Source organism: Planctomycetota bacterium (genome assembly GCA_016125255.1).
Taxonomy (GTDB): Bacteria; Planctomycetota; Phycisphaerae; order Phycisphaerales; family Zrk34; genus RI-421.
The window spans coordinates 111,472-137,506 of sequence record WGMD01000002.1 but is presented as its reverse complement, the minus strand read 5'-3'; the positions used below and the strand labels follow the sequence as shown (position 1 = coordinate 137,506).

General features: G+C 64.8%; 16 protein-coding genes. 6 read left to right on the top strand and 10 right to left on the bottom strand.

The window, feature by feature from the left end:
* Window positions 1-120 precede the first annotated feature (120 nt).
* From GC162_01710 to GC162_01690, 5 genes are read left to right on the top strand one after another with little or no spacing between them, the layout of a single operon-like run.
* Complete coding sequence (locus GC162_01710; protein ID MBI1367350.1) at window positions 121-6,585, top strand: hypothetical protein; 6,465 nt, start codon at window positions 121-123, stop codon at window positions 6,583-6,585.
* A 54-nt stretch (window positions 6,586-6,639) separates the two neighbouring features.
* Entirely contained in the window at window positions 6,640-7,227 is a 588-nt protein-coding gene (locus GC162_01705) for a hypothetical protein (GenBank protein ID MBI1367349.1), read from the top strand.
* Complete coding sequence (cax, locus tag GC162_01700; GenBank protein ID MBI1367348.1) at window positions 7,224-8,321, top strand: calcium/proton exchanger; 1,098 nt, start codon at window positions 7,224-7,226, stop codon at window positions 8,319-8,321. The genes GC162_01705 and cax overlap by 4 nt, the downstream gene beginning before the upstream one ends.
* A complete protein-coding gene (locus GC162_01695) occupies window positions 8,318-8,917 on the top strand; it encodes a paraquat-inducible protein A (GenBank protein ID MBI1367347.1) in 600 nt (199 codons plus the stop codon). Before cax ends, GC162_01695 begins: the two co-directional genes overlap by 4 nt.
* Window positions 8,889-10,298: an MCE family protein gene (locus GC162_01690; protein MBI1367346.1), complete on the top strand. Its 1,410-nt coding sequence runs from the start codon at window positions 8,889-8,891 to the stop codon at window positions 10,296-10,298. The genes GC162_01695 and GC162_01690 overlap by 29 nt, the downstream gene beginning before the upstream one ends.
* A gap of 86 nt (window positions 10,299-10,384) precedes the next feature.
* Here GC162_01690 and GC162_01685 read toward each other — a convergent pair whose 3' ends face one another.
* The 9 genes from GC162_01685 to GC162_01645 form a co-directional block, all read right to left on the bottom strand.
* On the bottom strand, window positions 10,385-11,959 hold the full coding sequence (locus GC162_01685) for a flotillin family protein (GenBank protein MBI1367345.1): 1,575 nt from the start codon (window positions 11,957-11,959) through the stop codon (window positions 10,385-10,387).
* A 64-nt stretch (window positions 11,960-12,023) separates the two neighbouring features.
* Window positions 12,024-12,638: a hypothetical protein gene (locus GC162_01680; GenBank protein MBI1367344.1), complete on the bottom strand. Its 615-nt coding sequence runs from the start codon at window positions 12,636-12,638 to the stop codon at window positions 12,024-12,026.
* 166 nt (window positions 12,639-12,804) lie between these two features.
* Window positions 12,805-14,217 carry a hypothetical protein gene (locus tag GC162_01675; GenBank protein MBI1367343.1) on the bottom strand — a complete coding sequence of 471 codons (1,413 nt, stop codon included), beginning with the start codon at window positions 14,215-14,217 and terminating at the stop codon, window positions 12,805-12,807.
* 1 nt (window position 14,218) lies between these two features.
* Complete coding sequence (locus GC162_01670) at window positions 14,219-17,650, bottom strand: MFS transporter (GenBank protein ID MBI1367342.1); 3,432 nt, start codon at window positions 17,648-17,650, stop codon at window positions 14,219-14,221.
* Between the two features lie 16 nt (window positions 17,651-17,666).
* Complete coding sequence (locus GC162_01665; GenBank protein MBI1367341.1) at window positions 17,667-20,870, bottom strand: DUF2339 domain-containing protein; 3,204 nt, start codon at window positions 20,868-20,870, stop codon at window positions 17,667-17,669.
* A 12-nt stretch (window positions 20,871-20,882) separates the two neighbouring features.
* Complete coding sequence (locus GC162_01660) at window positions 20,883-22,214, bottom strand: radical SAM protein (protein MBI1367340.1); 1,332 nt, start codon at window positions 22,212-22,214, stop codon at window positions 20,883-20,885.
* Window positions 22,211-22,603, bottom strand: coding sequence for a hypothetical protein (locus tag GC162_01655; protein MBI1367339.1), 393 nt, complete (start codon window positions 22,601-22,603; stop codon window positions 22,211-22,213). Before GC162_01655 ends, GC162_01660 begins: the two co-directional genes overlap by 4 nt.
* A 447-nt stretch (window positions 22,604-23,050) precedes the next feature.
* Window positions 23,051-23,422, bottom strand: a complete 372-nt coding sequence (locus tag GC162_01650) for a hypothetical protein (GenBank protein MBI1367338.1) — start codon at window positions 23,420-23,422, stop codon at window positions 23,051-23,053.
* Window positions 23,423-23,462: 40 nt separating this feature from the next.
* Window positions 23,463-23,825: a hypothetical protein gene (locus GC162_01645; GenBank protein MBI1367337.1), complete on the bottom strand. Its 363-nt coding sequence runs from the start codon at window positions 23,823-23,825 to the stop codon at window positions 23,463-23,465.
* 183 nt (window positions 23,826-24,008) lie between these two features.
* Here GC162_01645 and GC162_01640 point away from each other — a divergent pair, with 183 nt between their 5' ends.
* Window positions 24,009-25,571 (top strand): sigma-54-dependent Fis family transcriptional regulator, encoded by a 1,563-nt coding sequence (locus tag GC162_01640; GenBank protein MBI1367336.1) that lies wholly within the window; start codon window positions 24,009-24,011, stop codon window positions 25,569-25,571.
* Window positions 25,572-25,591: 20 nt separating this feature from the next.
* On the opposite strand, the gene GC162_01635 is transcribed toward GC162_01640, so the two are convergent.
* On the bottom strand, window positions 25,592-26,017 hold the full coding sequence (locus GC162_01635) for a hypothetical protein (GenBank protein ID MBI1367335.1): 426 nt from the start codon (window positions 26,015-26,017) through the stop codon (window positions 25,592-25,594).
* Between the last annotated feature and the right edge of the window lie 18 nt (window positions 26,018-26,035).

Here is a 26,035-nt window from a genome sequence, read left to right as displayed (position 1 = left end):
CCCAACCCCTCCCTTCGAGGGAGGGGGTCGGAACTTGAGAAGTTGTTACAGACCCGTGACAAACCGACGCGATGCGCCGGACTTGGATCGTACGTCCGCATCTTTGCAGGAGCGACTTTCATGAAACCGATCTTCACTCTTCTGCTCCTCACGCTCGCCGCAACGGCGGCTCACGCCGATGAACCCGCCGCCGATCCGATCGATCAGATGAAGATCATCGGGCAGATCGACGGCGCCAACATCGCCTTCGGTCTGAGCTTCGATGTGAATCACGCAAGCCGTGACAAAACCTATGCGCTCATCACCGGCGACGTCGTCCTCGCGCAGATCAGCACGAACGGCCGGGATCGCGTCACCTATGACGCCGATCAGAAAACCTATCGCCTTGCCTGGCCCGAGCGCGGGCAGTATCACGTCGATGCGACCTTCGCCGCCCGGCCGGCGGTCATCGAAGGCGGGGCGTGGCGCGAGGCGACGTTCACCGTGCCCGCCTCGCGCGTGCGCGAACTGAAAGTCATCGCCGACCGCACCGATCTGGAAGTCCGCTTCGACGGGGCGCTGCGGCAGGAGCGGACGGTCGAGGACGGCCATCTGGTGGTGACGGCGATTCTCGGGCCGGGCAAGCCGTTCACGGTCCGGTGGAAGCCGCAGGTGCAGGCGCTCGATGCCGCGCTGATGCTTTCGAGCCGGGCCAACACGATCGCGCGCATCACGCCCGCCGCGCTCCGCCTCGACACGATCTTCACCTTCGACATCGCCCAGGGCCGGCTCAGCGAACTGGCCTTCGACGTGCCGGCGGGCGTGAGCGTGACGCAGGTGCGCGGCGGACATATCCGTGACTGGAAGCTGACGCCGACGGCGACCGGTCAGCGGCTCGATGTGACCCTCAACGCGGCGCAGACGAATCGCTACGACCTCCAGCTCATCGCCGAGATGGTGCTGCCCAAGTTCCCCGCACAGGTCGCCCTGCCGGTGATCGCCGTCACGGGCGATGCGCGGACGAGCGGGCATCTGGCGATCGGCACCGACTCGGCGATCGCGCTGGTGGTCAAGCAGACCTCGGGTCTGTCGCAGATCGACGCCGGGGCGTTTCCGCGCTCCGGCGGCGACGCCAAACAGGCGCGCCCGCTGCCGACGGGCAATGCGTTTTTCTACACATTCGCCGGGGGAAATTATCAATTGGCGCTTTCGCTGGACGAGATCGTGCCGGCCTACGACGCGGCGCAGCGCCTGACCGCGACGGTGCGCGAGGACGATCTGATCATCGAAGCGCAGGTGGAGCTGGACGTGCGCGATGCGCCGCTGCGCTCGGTCAATCTCGATGTGCCCAAGGGGTATTCGGTGACGAACGTCGGCGGACCGGGCGTCGATGACTATCGCGCACAGACCGGCGCGGACGGGGCGACGGTCGTGGCGGTCCACTTCAGGGAACCGATCGTCGGGCGCACGCTCATCGACCTGCGTCTCGAACTCGGTCACGGGCCGCTCGATAAGACGCAGACGCTCGCCGGCCTGCGCGTCGAAGGCGCCAAGAACGAGCGCGGCTACGTCGTCATCGCCGCCGAGGAAGGCGTGCAGCTTGAGCGCCCGCAAGTGAAGGAGCTGCGCGAGGTGCACACCGGGTCGGTCCCGATGCGCGTCGCGGCGGCGCAGTTCGCCTACCGCTTCCGCGAGAGCAACTGGTCGCTGACGCTCGATGCGAAGAAGAAGGCGTCGGGCATGCGCGTCGAGTCGTTCCACCTGATCGCGCTGGGCGAGGGACTGGCGTACGGGTCGGTCGTGGTCAACTATTTCATTTCGGGCGCGCCGGTCGATGAGCTGAAGTTCACCGTGCCGGCGGGGCTCGAAAACGTCGAATTCGTCGGGCGGGACGTGCGGCGGTGGGACCACGACGGCGAGCTTTACACCGTCAAACTCAGCCGAAAGGTCATCGGCGACTACAACCTCGGCGTCGTGTTCCGCCAGCGCTATGCCGACGGCGGCGCGGTGCTGATCGGCGGCGTCGAAGTCCTCGGCGCTGAAACGCAGACCGGCTTCATCGCCCTGACGAGTCATCTGAACCTCCAGCTTGAAACGCCCAAGGACGACGCGGCGGGACTGCTGGAGATCGCGCGCGAGGAAGTACCGGCGAACTACCGGCTGCTGCTCAGCGCGCCGGTGCTCAAGACCTACAAGTACGTGCGGACGCCGCATCGTGTGGCGCTGTCGGTTAAGGCGTACGAGCGCGGCGAGCTGCTGCCGGTCGTGATCGAGGTCACGCAGATGGCCACCGACATCGCCGTCGACGATCAGGGCCGGGCCGAGTCGGTGACGCGCGTCCGGTACAAAATCAAGAACACCTCCAGCCAGTTTCTGACGCTTTCGATGCCCGCGGGGGCGAATGTGTGGTCGACGCACATGGTCGAAATGGAAAACGGACAGGAGAAGCGCATTCGCGTCACCGCTTCGTTCGACGCGGGCAAGGGGCAACTATTGATCCCGCTCAAGCGGCCGCGCAATCCCAATGATCCGATGACGGTCGAGCTCGAATACGGGCAGTCGCATGATCCGGTCGGCTGGGGCGGACGGCTGAACCTCGAAGCGCCGCGCAGTCTGGTTCGTTCGACGTATGCGCAGTGGTCGGTGAGCACGCCGGACGATTGGTCGATTCATGCGGCGGGGGGCAACATGCTGGCGGAGGAGCGGGCGATGGGCCTCGGTGATCTGTCGTTGGTGCTCGGTCACGTGGGCGAAGCGTGGGGCGAGGCGATCGAGCGCGTAACGGACGGGTTGACATGGCTGTTTCTATTGGCGGGGGCGTGCGGGCTGGTGCTGCTGGTGCGCGTGATCAATCGCCCGCTGGCCGGCGCGGCAATGCTGACGGCGGCGGCGCTGCTCGTGCTCATCGTCGGCCTCATGGCGGGATTGACCACGGACATGACAAGCACGATGTCGACGGCCGACGATCTGCGGAGCTTGTCGTTCACGCAGCCGGTCAATCTCAGCGATAAGGATCCGTTGACGATCGAGGCGCGGGTGGTGCCGGCGTGGCGTCAGCACGCGACGTTCATCGGCGCGGTCGCGGCGCCGATCGCGGCGATCGGGCTGCTCGTGCTGGGCGCGGTCTGGCGGAAGGCCCGGGCGCTGTGCTGGTCGCTGGGCGTCACCGGGCTGATCTATGCGGCGGCGCAGTTCGATGTGATCACGATCAACCAGATGCGGATTCCCGTGGCGATGATGCTGGGGCACGTGCTCACATGGGGCGTCGCGGCGGTGCTGGTGGTGTATGTCATTTGGCGCACGGGCATGATTCGGATCATGCAGTTGTCGACCCGGCCGGTCGGAGAGGCGGGGATGACGGCGATGGCGCTGGCGGCGCTGATGCTCCTGAGCGGCGGTCGCGCATCGGCGGCGAACCTCGCGACGGACAGCACGATGAAGCGCGTCATTGTTGAGTTGAACGCCGAGCCGGACAGCATGAAGATCGACTATCACGTGTGGATCGACGCGAAGGAGCCGGCGACGTTCCGGCTGCTCGACGACGGGGCGATCCTCATGTCCGACGCGAAGATCAGCGAACGGGCCCGCGTGTATGCGGAGGACGGGTCGTACTGGCTGCGGGTCGAGCGGGCGGGGGCGTACGAGGTGCGCATGACGTTTCTGTCACCATTGGGCGCGGCGGCGGACGACGGATCACGCGCGTTCGCCATGCCGATGCCGGCGTCGCTGACGAATCAGGTGCAGCTCACGATTCCGCGCAACGGGCTCGTCGTCGAGTCGCCTGGGGCGATGCGGTTCGTGCAGCATGAGACGGCGCAGCAGACGATCGCGGTGATGATGGCGGGGCCTGGCGAAGGAGTGCGGTTCGCATGGCGCCCCCGGCTGCGGCAGACGAGCATGGAAAAGTCGGTGGTGTTCGCGGAGGTGACGAGTCTGTTGCGTTTCGACACGGCGATCGCGACGGGGCATCACCAGGTGCAGCTTCAGATCGCGCAGGGCGAATTGAGCGGCGTGCAGATGAAGCTGCCGGACAACATGACCGTCAGCGCGGTCGAAGGGGAGCGCGTCGGCGCGTGGCGATTCGATCCGGCGACGCACATGCTCGAAGCCCGGCTCACGCAGCCGGTCAGCGGCGAGTACACGCTGAGCGTCACCACGCAGATCACCGGCGGGGCGATGCCCTGGTCGGCGACCGTGCGGAACCCGCAGGTCATCGGGGCGACCGAGCAGCGCGGGTCCGTGGGCGTCGTCGGCAGCGGGGCGGTGTACGTGCAGATCGGCAAGCACCCGCAGGCGATGAACGCGGAGGACTTCACGCGCGCCGCGGCGAAACTCATGCAGTGCGACAACACGATCAAACCCGCCGACCTGCGCTATGCGTATCGCACGGTGCGCGATGCGGACGAGATCGAGGTGACGGCGTTCGAGATCAAGCCCGAGCTGCGCAGCGCCATGAACGGAAGCTTCAGCGTCGGAGACGAACGGCTGGTGCTCAACGGCGAACTGGCGATCGAAGTGGCGAAGGCGGGCGTGTTCTCGGTCGAGCTAAGGATGCCGGCGGCGTATGACATCGACGCACTGACGGCGCCGCAGATCAGTCATTGGGACGAGTCGGTGGAGGACGGAGTGCGCATCGTGCAGGTCCACTTTGTGGCCAAGACGCTGGGCGTGGTGACGGCGAAGCTCGCGCTGAGCCGGCCGGTGACGGATTTGCCGGCGAAGCTCGACGTGCCGCGCGTGGAGGTGGCGGGGTCGATGAAGCACAGCGGGCAGGTCGTGGTGCAGGCGGTGCGCGGGGTGCGGCTCTCGATCGCGCAGCGGAACGGGATCAGCGAATTGAACCCGGCGGACTTGGGGATTCGCGAGGCGGGCGTGCTGGCGTTCCGGTTGCTCAAGCCGGATTGGGAAGTGGGGCTCGCCACCGAAGTCGTCGAGCCGCGCATCACGGTGGACTACCTGCACGCCGCGGCGGTGAGCGAAGGGCTGGTGCGGCATACGCATTACCTGCGGTATCGGCTGGCGCATGCGGGGGCGAAGGTGTTCGAGGTGCGCGTGCCGGCGGGGGCGCTGGGGCTTCTGATCACCGGGCCGGAGATTGCGAACATGAAGCCCGACAAGGACGACCCGACGCTCTGGCGCATCGAATTGGCGCGGAAGTGGTTCGATCGCCCGTACCCGCTGACGCTGCGCTACGAGACGCAGTTCAAACTCGAGACCGGGCAGGTCACGCTCGAACCCGTCGAAGCGATCGGCGGCGACCTGTACCACGGCGACATCGTCGTGCGGACGAGCGACAAGGTGGAACTGAAAGCACTGACGGTCGGCCCGACGCTTACCAGCGCCGAGCCGCGCAATATCGATCGGCAGTTCGGCGCCGGCGATCTGTCGGATGCGGCGCTGACCTACTCGACGAACGCGCCGACGTACGCATTGACGCTCAGCGTGCAGCGGCATGACGCGGCGAAGCTGCTGGAAGCGGACGTGGAGCACACGTCGATCACGACCGTCGTCAACGAGCGCGGGCAGAGCATCAATCACGTCGAGCTTCAGATGCGCGTGGGGGCGAAGCGTCATCTGGCGACGCGGCTCCCCGAAGGCGCGTCGATCTGGTCGCTCATGGTCAATAATCGATCGACGCTGCCATCGCTGACGCACGATGCCAAGGGCGAGCCGGTGACGCTGATCCCGCTGGGTCATGCGGGTGTGGGCGAATTGCCGGTGACGGTTGAGTTGATTTACATCGTGCCGGCGCCGGGCGATTGGCGGACGGCGATGCAGCACTACGAAGGCCCGCGATTCGATCTGCCGCTCAAGGATGTGACGTGGCGGTTCTTCGTGCCGGAGGACATGAACTACGAGAGCTTCGAGGGGACGCTGAGCGTCAATGATCAGGTGCTGCGTGCGATGCCGGTCAGCGGGTACGGCGTGGACGCATATGAGCAGCAGCAGCAGCAGATGGTCGAGCAGGACAATCGGCTGGCGCTGGAACTGCAGTCGCGCGGTCAGCAGTGGGCGCAGCAGGGCGAGCAGTACAAGGCGAAGCAGGCGCTGGAGTCGGCGTACAACTATTCGTTCAACGATGCGGCACTCAATGAGGATGCGCGGGTGCAGCTGCATCAACTGAGCCGGCAGCAGGCGATGGTGGGCTTGAAGGGCCGGCGGGCCTATCTGCGGCCGCGCGATGGGAGCGCCGAGGCGGCGAACGCGCCGGCAGCGGTGCAGGACCTTGGCGACCAGTTCAGCGCGGAGCAGGCGGATCGCGAGCTGGGAGCGTTGGATCGATTTGACTCGGAGAATCTGGAGCGGATCACGGACCGGATCATCGACATTCAGGAAGCGGCTGCGGGCGAGGTCGCGCCGCTGTCGATTCATATGCCCACGCGCGGGCGGCTGCTTGAATTCGACCGCCCGCTTCAGGTCAAGGCGGACAGCCCGATGACCGTCAGCTTCGCCGCCACGCCGATGACTCCGCCGCGCACACGCTTCGGGTACTACGCGGCGGTCGGACTGTTCGCGGGGCTGTGCCTTTTGATGCTCGCGGCCCCGCGCGTGACGGGTCGGGCCCGCGCGGCCGGCGAGGTCTCGGAGGCAAATGAGGCCGAATAAATTTGTGGGCGAATTGGCGCTTGGCGAGGCGCGGGGCGATGTTACAATGCGGCCATGACAAGCCCATTCGCCCATCACGAGGACGCGGTCTGGAAGAAGCTCAGCGATGAGCTGGACGGAAACTTCGACGATCAGGAGGGCTGGCGGCAGGACAGGATCGTCGCCCATGTCGAAGGATGGACCGTCATCATCGATCTGCACTCCGAAGCGGGGTACAAGTCCGAGACGATCTACACGCGCTTGCGCGCCGCGTTCCGGAACCCGACCGGTTTCCGGTTCAACATTTTCCAACAGACGATCTTCGGCGACGTGGCGAAGCTGCTGGGCACGCAGGACGTCGCCACCGGTCACGCCGACATCGACAAGGCGTTCATGATCAAGGCGACCGACGAAGCGATAGTCAAGACAATGCTCGAAAGCGCCAAGCTGCGGGCGATGCTCCTGGGCGAGCCGGAGTGTCATCTGTTCGTGCGCGCTTCGCCCGATGACGATGCGCCGGAAGGTACGTTCGAAGTCGTGCTCGAAGTCGAGGGCGAGGTCCTTGACGTGGATCGGCTCAAGAATCTGTACGTGCTGTTCGCGCAGGCGCTGCATCGGCTGGGCGAAATCGGCGTGTCGGCGGGGGCGGCCAAACCGTCGTGAAGATCGGACGCTTCGAGTTTGAGGCGTTACAACTGCTGCTGGTTTTCGTCCCTGTCAGCATCATTCTCCATTTTGCACACGCCCCCGCCCTGTGGATCTTCGCCACTGCGGCGCTGGCGATCGTCCCGCTCGCCGGGCTCATGGGCAAGTCCACCGAACATCTTTCCGAACACGTCGGCCCGGCGGTCGGCGGACTGCTCAATGCGACGTTCGGCAACGCGGCCGAACTGATCATCGCCCTCATGGCCCTGCACGCCGGGCTGCACGACGTCGTCAAAGCATCATTGACGGGGTCGATCATCGGCAACGCGCTGCTCGTTCTGGGCCTGTCCTTTCTCGCGGGCGGGCTGAAGTTCGAGAAGCAGACCTTCCGCGCCCCCGCGGCGGCGACGAGCACGACGCTCATGGCGCTGGCGGCGATCGGACTGCTCATCCCCGCCGTGTTTCACGCCATCGTCGGCCCGACCGCCCCGATTCAGGAGCACGAACTGTCCGTCGCCATCAGCATCGTGCTCATCATTACCTATGCCCTCGGCCTCGTCTTTCAGCTTGTCACCCACAAGCAGCTTTACGCCGCCGGCGAGGAGCATGGCGCCGCCGACCCGGAGGCATGGTCCGTTGGCAAATCCGTCGGCGTACTCGTCGCCGCGACCGTCGGCGTGGCGATCGCCAGCGAACTGCTCGTCGGAAGCGTCGAAGAAACGGCCAAGCATATGGGCATGACGCAGGTGTTCATCGGCGTGATCGTCGTCGCCATCATCGGCAACGCGGCCGAGCATTCGACCGCCGTGCTCATGGCGATGAAGAACAAGATGGACCTGTCGATCGGCGTGGCGGTCGGGTCGAGCATTCAGATCGCCTTGTTCGTCGCGCCCGTGTTGGTCTTCGCCAGCTATGCCTTCGGCACGCCGCTCGATCTGGTGTTCACACCCTTCGAAGTCGTCGCGGTGATCATGACCGTCGGCGTGATGGCGCTGGTGGCGATGGATGGCGAGTCCAACTGGCTCGAAGGGGTGATGCTGCTGGCGGTTTACCTCATGCTCGGCATCGCGTTCTATTTTCTGCCGGCGCATCCGGCGGGGGGGCATCCATGAGCGCGGCGCTGCGAGGTTGTCCGCGATGCGGTCTGGTGCAGCGCGTGCCGGCGATCGAGCCGGGGCACGAAGCGCGATGCGCCCGGTGCGGGCATCGCATTCAGCGGGCCGGCGATCCGTCGAGCAATCGGCTCTGCGCCGCCATCGCGCTGGCGGCCCTGCTGTTTTACCCATTGGGCATTTCGCTGCCGGTGATTCGGCTTGAGCAGTTGGGTCATATTCACGAATCCAACATCTGGTCCGGCTGCATCAGTCTGATGACGCACGGCCAATTGGGCATCGGGCTGGTCGTGCTGGTGTGCTCGATCATCATTCCGGTGCTCAAGCTGGTGGGGCTTTTGGTCTTGTCGACGCGCCCGCGCACGATCGGCGCGGAGCATCAGGCGCGGATGTATCGGTGGATCGAGATCGCGGGGCGATGGGGCATGATCGACGTACTGCTCGTCGCCGTGTTGATCGCGGCGGTGAAGCTCGGCGATCTGGCGACGGTTTCGCCGGGGCCGGGCGTGCTGGCGTTCGGGGCGTGCGTGCTGCTGAGTCTGATTGCGTCGGCGGTGTTCAATCCGCATGCCATCTGGGAGGACCCTCATGAGTGAATCACAGGACACGCCGGTGGCGCAGGTCGTGCCGCGGCGCGTTTGGCGCTGGGTGTGGCTCATCCCGATCGCGGCGGCGCTGATCGTGATCGGGCTGGGCGTGTATTACGTGATGAAGATCGGGCCGAGCATTACGGTGACGTTCTCGGAAGGCGCGGGGATCAAGCCGGGCGATCTGTTGCGCTGCCGTGGGATCGTCGTCGGGTCGGTGACGGACGTGGCGCTGATCAATGATTCGACGGGCGTGGCGGTGACATTGCGCTTGGACCCGGAGGCGCAGCGGATCGCGCGGGCGGGTAGTCAGTTCTGGGTGGAGCGGCCTCGGCTGAGTGTGTCGGGGATCGCGGGGCTGGAGACGATCGCCGGGCCGCGCTACATGGTGGTCATTCCCGGCGAAGGGGCGGAGCAGGATCGCTTCGTCGGTCTCGACGAGCCGCCGGCGATCGAGGTGATGGACCCCAACGGTCTGGAGATCATTCTGCTGGCGGACCGGCGCGGAAGTCTGCGGCCGGGCGCGCCGCTGCTGTATCGCGGATCGCAGATCGGCGCGGTCATCGCCGTCGGTCTGGCAAGCGATGCGGCGTCGGTGGAGGTGCGGTCGTATATTCGGCCGGAGTTCACGGCGCTGGTGCGCGACAATTCGCGCTTCTGGAATGTGAGCGGGGCGGAGTTCAATCTGGGGCTGACGGGGTTGAGCATCGAGGTGGAGTCGCTGGCGGCGATGGTCGAAGGGGGCATCGCGATGGCGACGCCGGACCATCCCGGTCAGCCGGTCGCCACGGGTCATCGCTTCAATCTGTCGCAGAAGGCGGAGGACGAATGGACGCACTGGCGGCCGGCGCTGCCGGTGGGCGCGGAGCTGTTGCCGGTCGGCACGCCGCGGCCGCAGATGCTGCGCGCGACGCGGAGCGTGAAGTCGACGGGGTTCTTCGGCTCGTCGGATCAGACGCGCGGATGGGTGCTGCCGACGGCGGGGGGACTGTTGGGTCCGGCGGACCTGCTCAAGCCCGCCGACAGCGCCACGCTCGAAGTCGCCGGTCAGCAGTACGCGCTCGCCGCCGACAAGGTGACGGTGTTGGGCGAACTGGCGATGGCGGCGGTCAATGTGACGGACGCGTCGGCCTGGCCGGCCCAGCGCATGCGCCGCATGAACGAAGCGGAGGACTGCATCATTGTCACCGACGCCGCCGTCCGACTGATCCCGCTCTCGGCGAGCCGCTTCCGGCGCGACGGCGAGCGATGGACCATCGACCCGATCGTCTCGTTCGACCCCTGGCTCCACGGGGCGGCGATCCTCTCGCGCAAGGACGGAGCGCTGGTGGGCCTGCTCATGATCGACAAGCGTCTGGGCTCCGTCGCGCTGCTGCCGAACGTCAAGTAGGCGCTGAACACCGAAAGCTCAGGCATGGCCATGCCTGAGCTTTCCATGTGGGAGCGGGGCGCGGGATCACGCATCGCGCATCAGATTCATTTACCCTGCGGTTTCCCGCTGGGTTTGTCGCCTTTTTCGCTCACATGCCCAAGCACCTGCGGGAGTTCGACGCCCGCCTGAGCCGCCAGCTCGTGCATCGGGGGCAGCGAGCCGATCAGACTCTTGAGGAAGTTGGCGGTCGATCCGTCGCTGGCGCCGTTCGCGCCCGAGTCCCAGACGGTGATCTTGTCGATCTTGAGGTTCTGGATGGCCTTGACCTGCTCGCGCACCAGTTCGGGCATCTTTTCGACCATCAGCAGCGTCGGCGCCAGGTCCACGCGCTCGCCGCAGATCTTCAGGAGGTTCTGGTAGCCCATCGCCTTGGCTTCGAGCACCGCACGCACGCCCTCGGCCTCCGCCTGGTACTTGGCCAGAATGCCGTCCGCCTCACCTTTGGCGAGTCGACGGGTCTTTTCGGCCTGGGCTTCCGCTTCGATCTCGATCTGCTTGCGCTGGATCATCTGTTTGGCGATGACTTCCTTCTCCAGCCGCGCCATCTCCTCTTCCTTCTCGGCGAGCAGCACGTCGCGCGACGCGTTGGCCAGCGCCACATCGCCGCGCCTTCGCGCGTCGGCCTGACGCTCGGCGAGCGTCGCTTCGTAGGCCGCGATCGACGCCTTCGAGTCGTTTTCACCCTTGACGGCGTTGGCTTCGAGTTCCGCCACCTTGATGCGCTGCTCGGCTTCGGCTTCCTTCGTGCCCTCGGCCGTGCGGGCCTTCTGCTCGGCGATGGCGATTTCCTGCGAACGCTTCGCCGACGCTTCGCCCGTCACGCCTTCGGATTCGAGCTTCGCCACGGCGATGCGCTGATCACGCTCCGCCTGCTTGCGCCCGGCTTCCGCCTGCGCCTGCTGCTCCGCCACGCGCACCGTCATCTCGCGATGAGCCCCCGCTTCGCCGATCGAACCGGTGCGGTTCGCCTCGGCGACTTCGATCTTCGCCTGGTTGATCGCTTCGGCCGCGGCCTTCTTGCCGATCGCCTCGATGTAGCCCGATTCGTCGGTGATGTCGCGGATGTTGACGTTGATGACGTCCAGGCCGATCTTGTTCAGTTCAGCCCCGCAGTATTTGTTGACCAGATCAAGGAAGCGCTCGCGGTCCGTGTTGATCTCTTCGATGCTCAGCGTGGCGATCACCAGACGCGTCTGGCCCAGAATGATGTCGCGGGCCTGAGCGGCGACATCGCGCTCGGGCAGACCCAAGAGTCGCTCGGCGGCGTTGTTCATGATCTCCGGCTGCGTCGAGATGCCGATCGTGAACGTCGAAGGGACGTTGACGCGGATGTTCTTCTTCGACAGGGCGCTGGTCAGATCAATCTCGATCGTCATGGGCTCCAGCGACAGGTACATGTAGTCCTGAATGACGGGCCAGACCATGATGCCGCCGCCGTGGATGCACTTGGCGGCCCTCTGCCCGCCGGTCTTGCCGTACACGACGAGAATCCGGTTCGACGGGCAGCGCCGATAGCGCTGCAGGAAGAACATCGTCAAAAACAGAATGATGGCGACCGGGATGCCGATCCAGAGCATGATCCCCAGCGGCAGGTCGGCGAGTGTCAGTGTGTGGAGCATGACCGATGTCCTTTCCGTGCACGCGGCACGAAGAAAAGTAACTCACCCGAAAAACGAACCGGCGTCACACCGGCTCGACGATCAACACGTTGTCGGCGCGGACCTCGATGACCTTGACGGAGGCGAAGGACTCGATCCGCCCGCCGGCGCTGATGGCGGGGAGAATCTTGTTGCGTCCGTCGAAGTTGATTTCGATCTGCCCGGCGCCTTCGCCCTTGGCGGGGATCGTCAGGTACACGCGGCCGATCTGGTTCATGCACTGCTTGACGTCGTATCCGCCGAACTGTTGAAGGCGTTTCATGGCGTACATGCCGCCGGACGACATGAGCATGAGCCCGAACCCGAAGAGCGCGGCGAACATCGCCGAGGTGAACGGGCCGAGGTTCCACTGCGTCCGGCACATGAGGCCCATCCACCCCGCGCCCATCATGAACGAAAGGATCGACAGCATCGAGATGAGCGAAAAGCCCGTGCCGTGCGCCTCCATGCCGCCGTCGGCGTGCATGTCCACGGAGAACTCGGCCGAGTCGCCATGCCCGAAGGCGAGCATGAGGATCGCCTTGATCATGAACAGCAGCGTGCCCACGCTACCCATGATGAAGTAGATGGTCTTGTCGCTGTAGTCGGTGAATAGATCGTTGAACATGGCGGTGCTCCGACCGGTGAGTTGAATGCTCACGGTTAAAGCTAAGTCGCCCTTGAGGCACGGTCAAGCAGCGAAGCGCCAAACGTGGCGGCGGCGGGACAGGGGGGATGGGTTGTGGCGAAAATGAAAGAAAAAAGTAAACCGCCCGGACGCGAAGCATCCCCAGCGAATCCGTTCGCGACGCCGCTTGCGGCGTGCTCTAATTCTTCTCCAACCGATCGAGTACGATCGGCAGCGCCGGCGGGATGCGCTCGGAGCCGGGCAGGACGTTGCGGATGATCGACAGGTGATTGCCATCGACGATGGTGTAATCGGTCACGCCGTCGAGCCGGGAGCTTTCGAGCGTGACAGCCCCGTCGCCGATGTTGTCGGCCAATGAGTCGAGCGCACGCCGCACAGCGTCGACATCGCCTTCAGGCGGATGCACGCTCAAATGTTCGCGCAGTTCGACGAGTTTCTCATCGCTGATGCCGCTGGCGCGTCCGGCGATGATCGTCAGCTTCGTGTGCGCCGGGAGCGGGCGGGCATTGAGCGCGGTCAGGAAATCGCTGCCCGGCAATAGATCGACCTCCGCTTCGCCGGCCCCGTCGAAGATGCCGCCCAGCGGCGTCGCCTGACCGGCGATGGCGCGGGCGAACTGGTCACGCCACTCCGCGGCGAAACGAAAACGGGCCAGCTCCGATCCATGCTGCGGCGTGCCCACCATGATGAGTCGCGCGATGTCCGGCAAGTCCGCCTGACTCGCCCCGTCGCCGGCGTACCACCGCGCATCGGTGAGCACCTGCCGCGCGACCAGCCCGCCCATCGAATGCGCCACCATGTCGATGCGTGTCACGCCCCCCGCGCGGAGCAGCTTCAACTGCTCCGCCAGCAGCGCGGCCGATTCGTCGATGGGCTGATCATTGGGATACTCGAACTGACCGACCGTTTCATGTCGCGCCAGCAGCGTCGGGCGAAGCACGGACCAGACTTCGCCGGGATCGTCCAGGCCATGGATCAGCACGACGACATGCGCGGGCAGCGCGGCGGCGACATGATCAAGCCGCACGGGCGGCGAGTCATTGCCGGCATAGATGAACAGACCGTACTGCGCCTTCGCCTCGGCGGCGGATTCGGGGAAAAGCTGCTCCATCTTGTGCCGAAAATCCGTGCGGACCTGCTTGTCCTGTCGCCAGAACTGTTTTTCATCGAACTTGAGCGTGAGGTTGTCGCCGGTGTTTTGGACATGGAGGATGCCGTGCGTGGCACTCTGAAGCTGCTCGAGCCAGACGGGGGCGGCGGCGGGCGCGTTCGCATCGGCGGGTTTGTCAGCGGACTTGCTCAAGCCGAGCCAATCGCTGACGCGCGACTTGACCTTGGTCATATCGACGCGGCCGTCGGTGAGCGGGATCGTGAGCGTGTGCGATTCATCCTCGGCGGGCGTCTGGGCGACGGCGGTGCTGATGCTCGTGATCGGAGCGGCCGGCGGCTTGGCCTGCGTGTTGACCCATCGCACGAGCAGTGGCACGGCCAGCACCATCATGGCGCCGACGATCACGATCATGCGCCGCCGATGAAACGACCACCACGGCCTCGGGGGATCGTAATCGGGATCATGATGCGGCTTGACCATGTCATGCTCCGGCGGGGGGGAACGCTTCGGCGGCGCGCCGCTTCAGTTCACGCAGATCGAGCTTGCCCGTGCCCAGCAGCGGCAAGGCGTCGACTTTAAGAAACTGGTCCGCTCGCGGGATGAACAAATTGGGCAGACCGGCGGCGACGAGCTTCTCGACAAGCTCGGGAATCTTCGCGGGGTCATACGTGTGCAGCACGGCGAGGCGCTCGCCTTTTTTGGCATCGGGGATGGCGGTGACGGCGAAGGTCTGCATGGTCAGATTCGCCGCATCATGCAGGGCGTCTTCGACTTTGCCATGCGGGACCATCTCGCCGCCGATCTTGCTGAAGCGCGAGAGGCGGTCGGTGATGAAGACGAACCCGTCGTCATCGATGCGGGCCATGTCGCCGGTGACGTACCAGCCGTCGCGCATGACTTTCTCGGTCAGGTCGGGACGGTTGAGATAGCCCTTCATGATGTTGGGCCCGCGCACCAGGAGCATGCCCGGCGTCTGGCCATCGGCGGGCAGCGGGGCCAGCGACTCGGGATCGACCAGCTTGACGGACACGCCCGGCAGCGGCAGGCCGACGCTCCCGCGGCGCGAACCGGCCTGAAACACGCCCTCGTAACGGACATCGAGCGTGCTGGCGGTGATGACGGGCGAACACTCGGTCGCGCCGTAGCCCTCGATGGGACGAATGCCGAACGTCTCTTCGAATGCCTCGCTCACGCGGGCAGGCAACTTCTCCGCGCCGGTGAGCACGACACGCAGCGACCCGAACGCGTGCGGCGAAACGCGCCGGAGATAGAGCTGCAAAAACGTCGGCGTGGCGATCAGCACCGTGATGCGATGCTTCTCGACAAGTCGTCCCACCGTATCGGCGTCGAGGGGATTGGGATGGAAGACGATCGCCATGTCATGATTGATCGCCAGCCACATCGTCATGTAGCCGAACGAGTGAAAGAGCGGGAGGATGCCGAGCATGTGGTCGCCGTGCCGGGACGGGAAGATCTGCGCGACGGCTTCGACGTTCGAGTCGATGTTGAAATGCGTGAGGACGACGCCCTTGGGATCGCCGGTCGATCCGCTGGAGAAGATGATCGTCGCTTCGTCATCGAGCGTCACGGGCTTGTCCGCGCCGCAGAGGCGCTCGATCGTTTTGACGCGGGCGAACCAAGCGAGCAGGAGACACCCGATGCGGCGCGAATTACTGATTTTCGTGACGAGGTCTTCGATGAAAAGCGGATGCACGCCCTTGGGGATGGTCAGTTTGGCCTTTTCGATGAACGCGCGGCTGGTGAGGACGGTGGTGAGTTCGGCTTGTTGGGCGGCGCTGGTCATGGCGGCGGGGCCGGCGGTGTAGTTGAGGTTGACGCTGGTTCGGCCGGCGAGGGCGGCGGCGAGGTTGGCGGTGGCGGCGGCGATGCTGGGCGGGAGCAGGAGTCCGACGCGTTTTTGATTGGCCCAGTGGGTCCGCATCGCGCGGGCAAGCGCGATCGCGCCGGCGAGGGCTTTGATGCGAGACACGCGCGGGCGGGTCGCTTCGGCGAAAGCGGGGCCGAAGGGGCGATGACGCGCCATGCGGATGAACGTGCGTTGCAGCGGGCGGCGATCGGCGCGGCGATGCTGCCAGGCATCGGTGCCGAGGCGCTGAATGACCTGCCGCACTTCCTGCACGGGCGTACTGGACGGCAGCGGCTCGCCGAATGAGACGGTCACGGGATAGGGCAACTGCTGCGGGAGTTTCGTGACGAAACGCCCGCCGATGTAGCTGAAGATGCTGCCCCAGATGCGGTCCAGGTGCATCGGAATGATCGGCACGTCGCGGCCCTTGACGATGCGCTCCATGCCGCGGCGGAAAGGCATCAGCGTGCCGGTGCGCGTGAGCTGGCCCTCGGCGAAGATGCACACGAGATGGCCTTCATCGAGGTACTGCCCGGCGAGCCGCAAGGCGCGCATCACCGCGCGGGGTCCGCCGCTCGTCGTGATCGGAATCGCGCCCAGCGCCTGCATGAACGGTCGGGCCCACCACTTGTTGTAGTACGTCGCGTCGACGATGAATCGCACGGGGCGATCGAGACTCGCGAGGATGAACAGGCCGTCGAGAAACGTCACGTGATTGGGCACGAGCAGGGCGCCGCCTTCTTCGGGGGCGTGCTGTCGATTGATGACCTTGAGGCGGTAGAAGGTGTGCGTGAGCAGGACGAGGAGGACGCGGAGGAGCGCATCGGGGAGGAGCCACAATGCCCAGAGCGTGCAGGCGATGACGATGCCGGCGCTGACGAGCAGGAGCCCGCCGGAGTCGAGGCCGGTTTCGGCGAGTCCGCTGGCGCCGAGCGAACCGGCGATGACGCCGGCGAGCGTGACGACGTTGGTGACGGCGATGACGGCTCCGCGTCGATCGGCGGGGCTGCGCCATTGAATGAGGGCGTGAATCGGGACGACCATGAAACCCGCGCCGAGTCCCATGACCAGCATCAGCCCCAGCGTGCCGGGCAGCCGCGGCTCGATGAGCCCCAGCAGCAGGCCCATGATCGAAAAGATGACCGCGCCCAGCGGGATCAGTCCGACTTCGACCTTCGCCGCCGAGAGCCGCCCGGCCAGAACCGCGCCGACGCCGATACCGACGCCGAAGAGCGCCGGCGGCAACCCCGAGTAGATCTCTGCGTGCGCCATCGCCAGCGTGATCTGGCGCGCGTACACATAGAGGTTCTGCCCCATCAGACTCAGAATCGACCAGTAGAGCACGGAGCCGACGACGGCGAGCATGAGCACGCGATCGGCGAACATGGCGGAGAAAGCGGCGCGCGTCGTCTGACTCATGCTGCGCGGCGAGCCCATCGAACGCACCGGCGGGATCGCGCGCGTCGCCGAAAGCCCGACGACGGCGAGCACGACGAGCACGGCGGGAGCGAGAAACGTGTACTGCGGCAGCGTGCCGTCGCGATCGAAAGCGAGCATCAGCGGCCCGAGTCCCGTGCCGGCGATGATGGCGAGCATGGTCCACATCTCCAGCAGCCCGTTGCCGATCGACAGTTTGGAATGGGGGAGAATCTCCGGCAAAATCCCGTATTTCGCCGGGCTGAAGATCGCCGACTGAAGGCCCATCATCGCCAGCACGACCATCGCCGCGATCATGTTCCCCGGCACGAGCAGGATCACGGCCGTGGCGGCGATCATCAGGATGAGCTCGAGAATCTTCATGGACACGATCACGGTGCGTTTGCTGATGCGGTCGGCCAGGACGCCGGCGGGGAGACTGAAGATCATCATCGGAAGCGTGAAGACCAATAGGGCGAGCGAGGTCTGCCACTGTGAGGCCTCGAGGAAATCATTGCCGCTGGACCCGTGCTCGGCGACGATCGGGCGCATGGCGAGGGTGAGGATGATGTACTTCCATGCGTTGTCATTGAACGCTCCGAAGAACTGCGCGACGAGCAGACCGCGCAGCGGGTGCGCCGGTTCGTCAGGGGACCGAAGGTTCGTCGAGGCCGTCTGATTCATGAGACTGTTCATCCGTTTCGCGCGTTCGTGCGCCGCTGCGGAACACGAACCGCTGATACACCCAAGCCAAGAGCAGCAGACTCACGCCCAAACCCAGGAACGAGAGCACGCGCCACAGGTCCGACAGATGGCGCGTGTCGAAGATGAACACCTTCACCACCGACACGAGCATCACCGCCAGCGACGCATATCGTATCATCTGCAGATTCCCCAGCACGCCCACCGTCAGCAGCACCGCCGCATACGCCAGCCACGCCGCCGAATACGCGTACCACTCGCCCATCGTCGGCGCCTGCCCGCGCAGAATCAGGTGCGCTCCCCAGAAGGACTGCCGCACCTGGAGCGACACCAGCGCGAAGATCAGCACCAGCGCGCCCAGCGCCATCGCCCGCGCCGGCATCAGATACCCGCGCTGCTTCCACCGGTATGCGATCGTGCCTGCGATCAGCGCGGGCAGGGCGAAGATGTACAAAAGGCCATTGAACACCGGCATATTGCCGATGTTCGCATCGACATGCAGCGGATTGGCGGCGAAGGCCCCGCCGACGATCACCGCGACGACCGACATCAGCGCCAGTCCGTCGCCGAAGCGTTCGACCAGTTCGTGCTTGACGCGCCCGCCGATCGTCATCAGGCCCAGGCCCATCACGCCCCATGCCAATCCGTACGTCGCGTACTCGTAGAGACTCGCGCCGCGTTCGGTCATGTCGGCGGGGTGATAGCCGTGATGGATGAGCATGCCGGCGGTGACGACCAGCAGGGCGATCGATCCGAAGAGCGAAATGTGGCTCGCCGGCTCGTCCTTCTGTTTCGCGAACACCCAGGCCGTCAGGCCCAGTAGGATCGCCGGCATGCCATAGACATACCAGAGCACATTGATCAACACGCCTTCGCCGATCGGCGCCGGCGAGCTGAGCGGATTGCGGAACAGCCCCGCCCCGATCACAAGCACCAGCACGCCCAGCACGAGCACCACGCGCGCCCCGATCCGCACCGCCGGTTGTTTCCACCGCGCCGAAGCGATCAACAGCGCGATCCCCAGCGCCAGCCAGCTTGTCGTATACGTGCTGAACTCGATCAGGTCGATGGCGTGATGCGTCATATGTGGATCGAAACCGTGACGGATCAACAGCGACACCAATGCGAAGCCGAACGCGATCGCCCCGGCTTCGAGGCCCGTCGCGCGGGGTTCATCGCCGAAGCGCCGCATCAGCTTGGACGCCCCGATGAACGACAGCAGCGGCAGACCGTACAGGATCCAAAGTCCGTTGAAGATGACGTGCTCGCTGAGCGGGTAGTCGACGATCATCGGATTGATCAGCAGCCGGACCGCCACCACACCTGCGAGCACAGTCACGACGCGCTTGAGTTCCGGCAGCTTGAGCCGGTACATCACCGCCGCGACGATGAAGACTTCGATCGCCAGCGCGATGGTGAGCGGGCGCTGTTCGTAACGGATGGCCAGGGCCGTGGCGGCCATCGCGCTGATGCCGATGATCAATCCGCCCATCGGGCTGTCCCATGTGTCGCCTTCGCAGCGCTCGCGCACGACGCCGACGGGGATCGCGCCGAGCGTGTAGAGACCGGCGAGGAGGGCGAAGACGCTCCACCACGGCAGGGCGGTCAGCGAAAAGTCCGGATCGTCCGCCAGATAGGCGGTGAACGTAAACGTCATCGCGCTGACGATGCTCATGTACGCCCACACCGCCGGCCGATGAGTGCGGATCATCGCCGCGTACGCGCCGATGCCGTAGAGCAGCCCGTGTGCGAGGACGACTTTCTTGAAGAGCAGCCCGTCGTGCGCCCCGCCGTCATTCGCCCAAAGGATCAGCAGCGCCGTCCCCGTCGCCGCCGAAAGCCACGGCATCGCCAGATACTCGTCCCGCGCCCGGCCCAGCACGATGCATCCCGCGCCCAGCAGCATCAGATATGACCATTCGCTGGGCGTGAAGCTCGATGCATGCACAAGCTGTCCGATCAGTCCGAGCCCCGCGATGACCGACAGGTACGGCATCACGATGAACACCGGCATCTCGCCATACAGTTTCGTGCAGTTGAACGAGGCGATGACGAATGACGCCACTGACGCCATCACGAACAACGCCACCATGCTCGCGTCGTCGGCGTTGAACCAGAAGTTGATCCAGAACACCGCCCATCCGAACCCGCCGATCATCGTCAAGAGCGTCAGCCACCACCAACCCCGCCCGCGCGTCAGCAGCGTCAGTCCGATTTCCAATAGCAGCAGGTAGCTGAACAGATGAAGCGTCGAGACATGATGGGCGCCGAGAATGGCGGGCATGACGAACCCGCCGACGAGTCCGAGCACCGCGACGAACGGTCCGTGCCGCAGACTCAGCGCCACCGCCAACGCCGTCACGCTCGCCATCAGCGCAAAGCCCGTCGTCGGCTCCATCAGATGATGCAGATTCACCGCCGACACCAGCGATGCATACAACACCGCCACACCCGCCGCCGTCAAACCCTGCGCGATCTGCGACAGATTCCGCCGCACGAACTCGCCGATGCCGATCAGTGCCGCACCGAAACCGACGGTGAGCCAGACGCGCACGATCGGCGTGAGCATCCCGTGCTGTACCATCAATCGCACCATGAAAATCCCCGCCAGCGCCAGCGCGATCGCCCCGATCCACACCGGCAATTTCGCCCCCAGCTTCTCTTCCCAACCGACGCGCGGCGTGTCCTTCTCTTTCGCGGGTGGCCGGACCGCGGCCCCGCCTTCCGTCTTTTTCACCACCGTCTCCGTCAACGGCTTGATCGTCACCGGCGCCGCCGCCTCCGCCGCGCTCAACGTCGCCACCAGCTTCTCTACCTCGCTTCGCTCCTTCATCGGCGCTTCCGGCACCGGCGTCAGTTCGATGACCTCCGCCGGCGGCGCGGGCGTCTCGATCACCGGCGATTTGGACGGCGCAGCCGGCGGCTCGGGCGTCGCCGCCGCCGCCTCCCGCTTCGTCTCCATGGGTGCAGGCGGAGCTGCATGACCCGGCTGCATCAGCGACTGCTCGAGCCGCATAAGCCGCTTGTGCAGCGCTTTGTTCTGCTCCTCGAGTCGCTCCGCATGATTCCGTGCCGCCACCGCCAACCCCAGCGCCACGAACGGCACCGCCAGAAGGAGCAGCCCCAGTAAGACGAAGAAACCTTCCATGCGTGAACCCCCTTAAGCCACGTCAACGCGCGGCAGACTCGGCATCGGTTCCACATCGCGCCAGTGCTCCCGCCGCCAGCGCGAAAAATCGTCGTTGTAAAGCCGCTGGGCCAGATCGAAGAAGCCCGCCCGCAGCTCGCCCGCCGACATGGGGCGCGGTTCGTAGTTGATGTCAAAGAGCGTGCAGCGGTTCCATTGCCCGTCGTGCGTGAGTCGACCTTCCCGCTTGAGCTGCGCGTACAGCGGCGTGCCGGGGAAGGGCGTCTGATACGTGATCTGCACATCGAACGGCTTGGCGTCCGCCACGAATTCGTAAATCGCATCGAAAACTTCCGAGGGTTGCCCGTCGAGGCCGAGCACGAAGCAGGCGTTGACGAGAATGCCCATCGACTGGAGCCGGGCGATCGCCTGTTTGTAGATGCGCCACTTGTCGCTCTTGAAGTTGCGGCGCAGCTCCAGCCCGTCGAGCCCCGCGGCGATGGGGCTTTCCATGCCGATGAGCACCTGCCGACAACCCGCCTCGCGCAGCGCGTCGATGAATGCGTCGTCCGCGTCGGCGATCGTGATGTCCGTTTCTGTGAACCAGCGCACGTGACGATCCGCCAGCTCCGGCAGCAGATGCGACCAGTACCGCCGATTCACGAAGGCGTTGTCGTCCGCGAATTCGATGTACGGCCGCCTCCATCGTGCGCCGATCGCATCGACCTCCGCCAACACGCGCTCGATGGGCTTTTGCTTGTAACGCTGCGTCAGCAGAATCGAGCTGGCGCAGAACGAACACTTCCACGGACATCCCCGGCTCGTCTGCACCGTGATGCGGTTGTATCGGCTCATGTCGAGCAGTTCGTACGCCGGCATCGGCGACGCCCCGAGATCAAACTCGACCCCCCGCGCTTCGTAGACGTCCTCCAGCTTACCATGCTTCGCGTCTTCGAGAATATCGCCCCATGCGATCTCGCCCTCCCCGAGCATCGCCGACAGACCGTACTCCGCCGGTTCGCCGGGCACGCTCGTCACATGCAATCCGCCCGTCACGACGGGTACGCCCCTCGCCGCGTATCGCTGCCCCAGCTTGTACCCTTCGAGAATCTGCGCGCTGAAGCTGCTGATCGCCACCAGATCAAAATCCATCGGAAGTGCGTCGGCGTCGTTGAGATCCGCGACTTCCATGTACCGCACTTCATGTTCCGCCGGCGTCATGCCCGCAAGCGTCAAAAGCCCCAGCGACGGCAGCGACGCGATCGCCTTGCTGCGCTCGACGAAGCCCGGCAGCGTCAGGCCCAGCTCCAACAGTTCCGGATCGCACGCGCGGATGCCGCTCATGGCGATGAGGCCGATTTTCATTTCAGTGCTCCGAGAAGGGATACGATCGTCAGCCAGACGCCGCCGATCAGACACACGACGGGGATGAAAAAGAGGTGACGCCACGGCTTCCGCCATGCGCTCAGATAGCACATCGCCGGCATCGTGACCGCGCCGGCGATGAGCAATAGGGAAGGAACCCAAAGGCGATCGCCCGGAAGGGCTCGCGTCGTTTGGTAGAACATGAAATTGACGATCGCCAGTCCGAAGAAGCTGATGTGCCCGAGCCGCATGAGCCGCCGGGGCCACGAGGCGTATCCCCCCGCGAACTCCTCCCGCGCAAACCGCAACCCGACCATCGCCCCGGTGCTCATGCCCATCGCCGTGCCGACCCACGCGGCGAGAAGGTTCCAGGTTGGTGCATCGTGCATGAGCATGCGATCACATTTGCGCAAGGATGGCGATGAGGTAGAGGACCACCACGAATAAAACCGGCGTGCTATGGACGGCCATGTGCATCAGCGGCTGCTTCTGGCTCGTTCGACACGGCCAGATGCGCGCAGATTCGAGAATGATGCCCAGACATCCGGCGGCAGCCATCGCCAGCAGCATGAAGGCCAGCGTCACGATATAGCCGAGTCCGGCACACCCGGAAGGTGCGGGGATGAATATCCAAAAGCCCGCTGCTCCCACACTCGTGAGTATCCACAGCGCCCCGAAACCCAGCGACGCGCGATTCAACCACCGCGACGCCCTCGGATACCGCCCGCCGCCGGGCTCGATGAAGAATCGCTGCCAAGACGATGATCTGTCTGATTCAGGCAGTGGGAGTGACATGGAGCAGCTCTGTTGATAGGGGTGCATCGGTACAATGGGAGTTAAAAGTGCATCGCGCAAGTGATTTCGTAAAACGCGAAACAGACGATGGCGACGATCGGGGCGACGTGCATGAACAGTCGCGGCAGGATCGTCGCGGCGTCACCGGTTTTGACAAGGCGTGTGATTTCGACGACGACGCCGGCGAGGGCTGAGCCGATTGCGGTCAGGGAGCCGATCACGAACGCCATGACGAGGGCGTCCTGCGAAGTCATGGGCACGTTCATGATGATCGCCCACAGCGCGACGAGGCCGACACATGCGGACGCCCAGATCGCCATCAGGATGTTCGAGGTCCGTCGCAGCGGATCGTGTGCGTCGTTACCGCCGGTTCGGTTTGTCGGATGGCTGGAGTCGGCGAGGGCGGCGTTCATAATTGGGCTCCTGTGTGCGGAGGGTTGATGTTGCGTGGCGTCAACAATGCGGAAAGTTCTGCATCACGTAGATCACGTAGCTGATCACCGCGATGACGGGGGCGGCATGCACGGTCATGCGGATCAGCGCAGACTTGATGTACAGGGCGCAGTCAACGAGACGCGCCACTTCGGCGAGGAAGCCGGCGGCTCCGAGCACGACGATCAAGCCCAGATCGAGCAGGCACAGGCCGAGGGACATTCCGAAGTTGAGACTGGTAAGGTGGTACAAGCCGACGAACCCGATCAGCCCAATCCCCCACAGCACCATCATCGTGTTGGAGAAGAGGCGACACGACCGGTCGAACGCTGCGTTCGCTGCGTCCTTCAGTTCGTCGTTCAGTTTGATCGGGGCGGCGTTCATGGTTCGGCTCCTGTGTGTTGGCGTTCTTCCTATGGCGAGATACATGCCGATGGGGACAAAAACCATAAATTACGATTGGACAAATAGATGTGGCGATCGTCGAAGCGGGGGAACCGATGTGTGGGTGGCCTGTTTGTGCATGTGGCGTACATCACGTGTACAATCAATGATCGGAGGTTGCCTATGTCGATCTTCAGCCCGGCGGATCGGAAGTTCGCGGATGCGGTGTCGAAGTTGGCGTATTGCAATCCGTTCTTGCCGGAGCGGATCGCTTTCGAGCGGGCGGCGCTGGGGGCGGGGTTTGTCGAGGAGAAGGCGGACTGGAACCTGCGGCCGGATTTGACAGAGGCGTATCCGAATGTGGTGAGCATTCTCAATCGCTGCCAGTCCGTGCTCACTGAAGCGCAGAAGAAGGCGGCGAAGGCGGGGGACATCACCGAGGCCGAGCGCGGGCTTTATGAAGACCTCGTGCTCTTCGTGCTTTATCACCGCTATCGCGAGGCGTTCGATCGGCTCATCGACGAGGGCATGGCGGCGAAAGGCCCGCGTCGCAAGATCGCCATGTACGAACAGTTCGCCGACGAAGTCATGGACTACACGAACTTCGAGGGGCTGACGATCGAACCGGGGCAGGTCGCGCACGTGTTCGCATGTTTCTTTCAGGTCCGCCGCGCCTTCGGCAATATTTTCAATTACCTCATCGGCGCGTCCGAGCCGATGGTGCGATTGCGGGCGGCGGTGTGGCAGTCGATCTTCACGCATGACATGCGCCGCTATCGCCGCGTGCTTTTCGATCGCATGGCTGACTACACCACGCTCGTGACCGGCCCGAGCGGAACCGGCAAGGAACTCGTCGCCCGAGCCGTCGGCCTGTCGCGCTACATTCCCTTCGATGACTTTTCGCAGAGCTTCACCGCCGACTTCGCCGGCACGTTCTACCCGCTGAATCTGTCGGCCTTGTCGGCGACGCTCATCGAGTCGGAACTGTTCGGGCACACACGCGGGGCGTTCACCGGCGCCGTCGCCGATCGCGCCGGGTGGCTGGAGGTCTGTCCGCCATTAGGGACGGTTTTTCTCGATGAAATCGGCGAACTGGACCCGACGATTCAGGTGAAGCTTCTGCGCGTGATTCAGTCGCGCACGTTCAATCGCCTCGGCGACACGGCCGAGCGACGCTTCGAGGGCAAACTCATCGCCGCCACGAACCGCCATCTGGGCGAGCAGATGAACCGCGGCGTGTTCCGCGAGGATCTGTACTACCGGCTGTGCAGCGACATCATCATCACGCCGTCGCTGCGCGAGCGGCTCGTCGCCGACCCGACCGAGCGGCGGCGGCTCGTCGAGTTCATCGCCGGCCGGCTCGTCGGCGACGTGTCGGGCGAAGTGGCGGACGAAGTGGAACGATGGATCGACGAGCATCTCGGACCGGGCTATGCCTGGCCGGGCAATGTGCGCGAGCTCGAGCAGTGCGTGCGCAACGTGGTGATCCGCAAATCGTATCACCCGCCGGGTCGCGCGATGAGAAGCGACGATCCGCGCGCGGCGATCGCCGAGGCGATGTTAAGCGGCGAGTTGACGGCTGACGAATTGCTGCGCCGGTACTGCACGATCGTCTATGCGCAGACCGGAAGCTACGAAGGCGCGGCGGCGAAACTCGAGATCGACCGGCGAACGGTGAAGGCGAAAATCGACGAAAACCTGCTCGCACGGCTGCGGCCGGGCTGCGGCGCATCCGCGAATGGCTGAAGACGACGGCGGCGCGAAGCTCACGGCCGCTTCATCGTGTACGTTCCCTCGTCGTACTTCGAGCGATACAGCGAGAAGAACTCCGTCGGCGTGGCGTGACCGTTGTACTTGTACACGCCCCCGGCGAGCCAGCCCAGGTCCTCTTCGCCCGCCAGATCAATCTGATCCGTCGCGGGTTTGGCGTTGAGCGTCGCGGTGTATTCGAAGGTCATCATGCCGCCGTAGACGGCGTGAAACTTCGCCTGGTAATGCGTGTCATCGATGCGCGTCACGATCGCCCGCAATGCTCCGCTGTGGTCGTCCACTTTCGACTGCCACGTCCCGCTCCATCGCCCCGTGATCGCATCCGCCGGCGGCGCGGTCTTGCCCGCCATCTCCCAATCGTGCTCGAAGCTCGAGCACCCGCTGATGAGCATCATCGCCGCGATGAGAATCCATGTCTTCATGAACGTGACCTCCGCTAT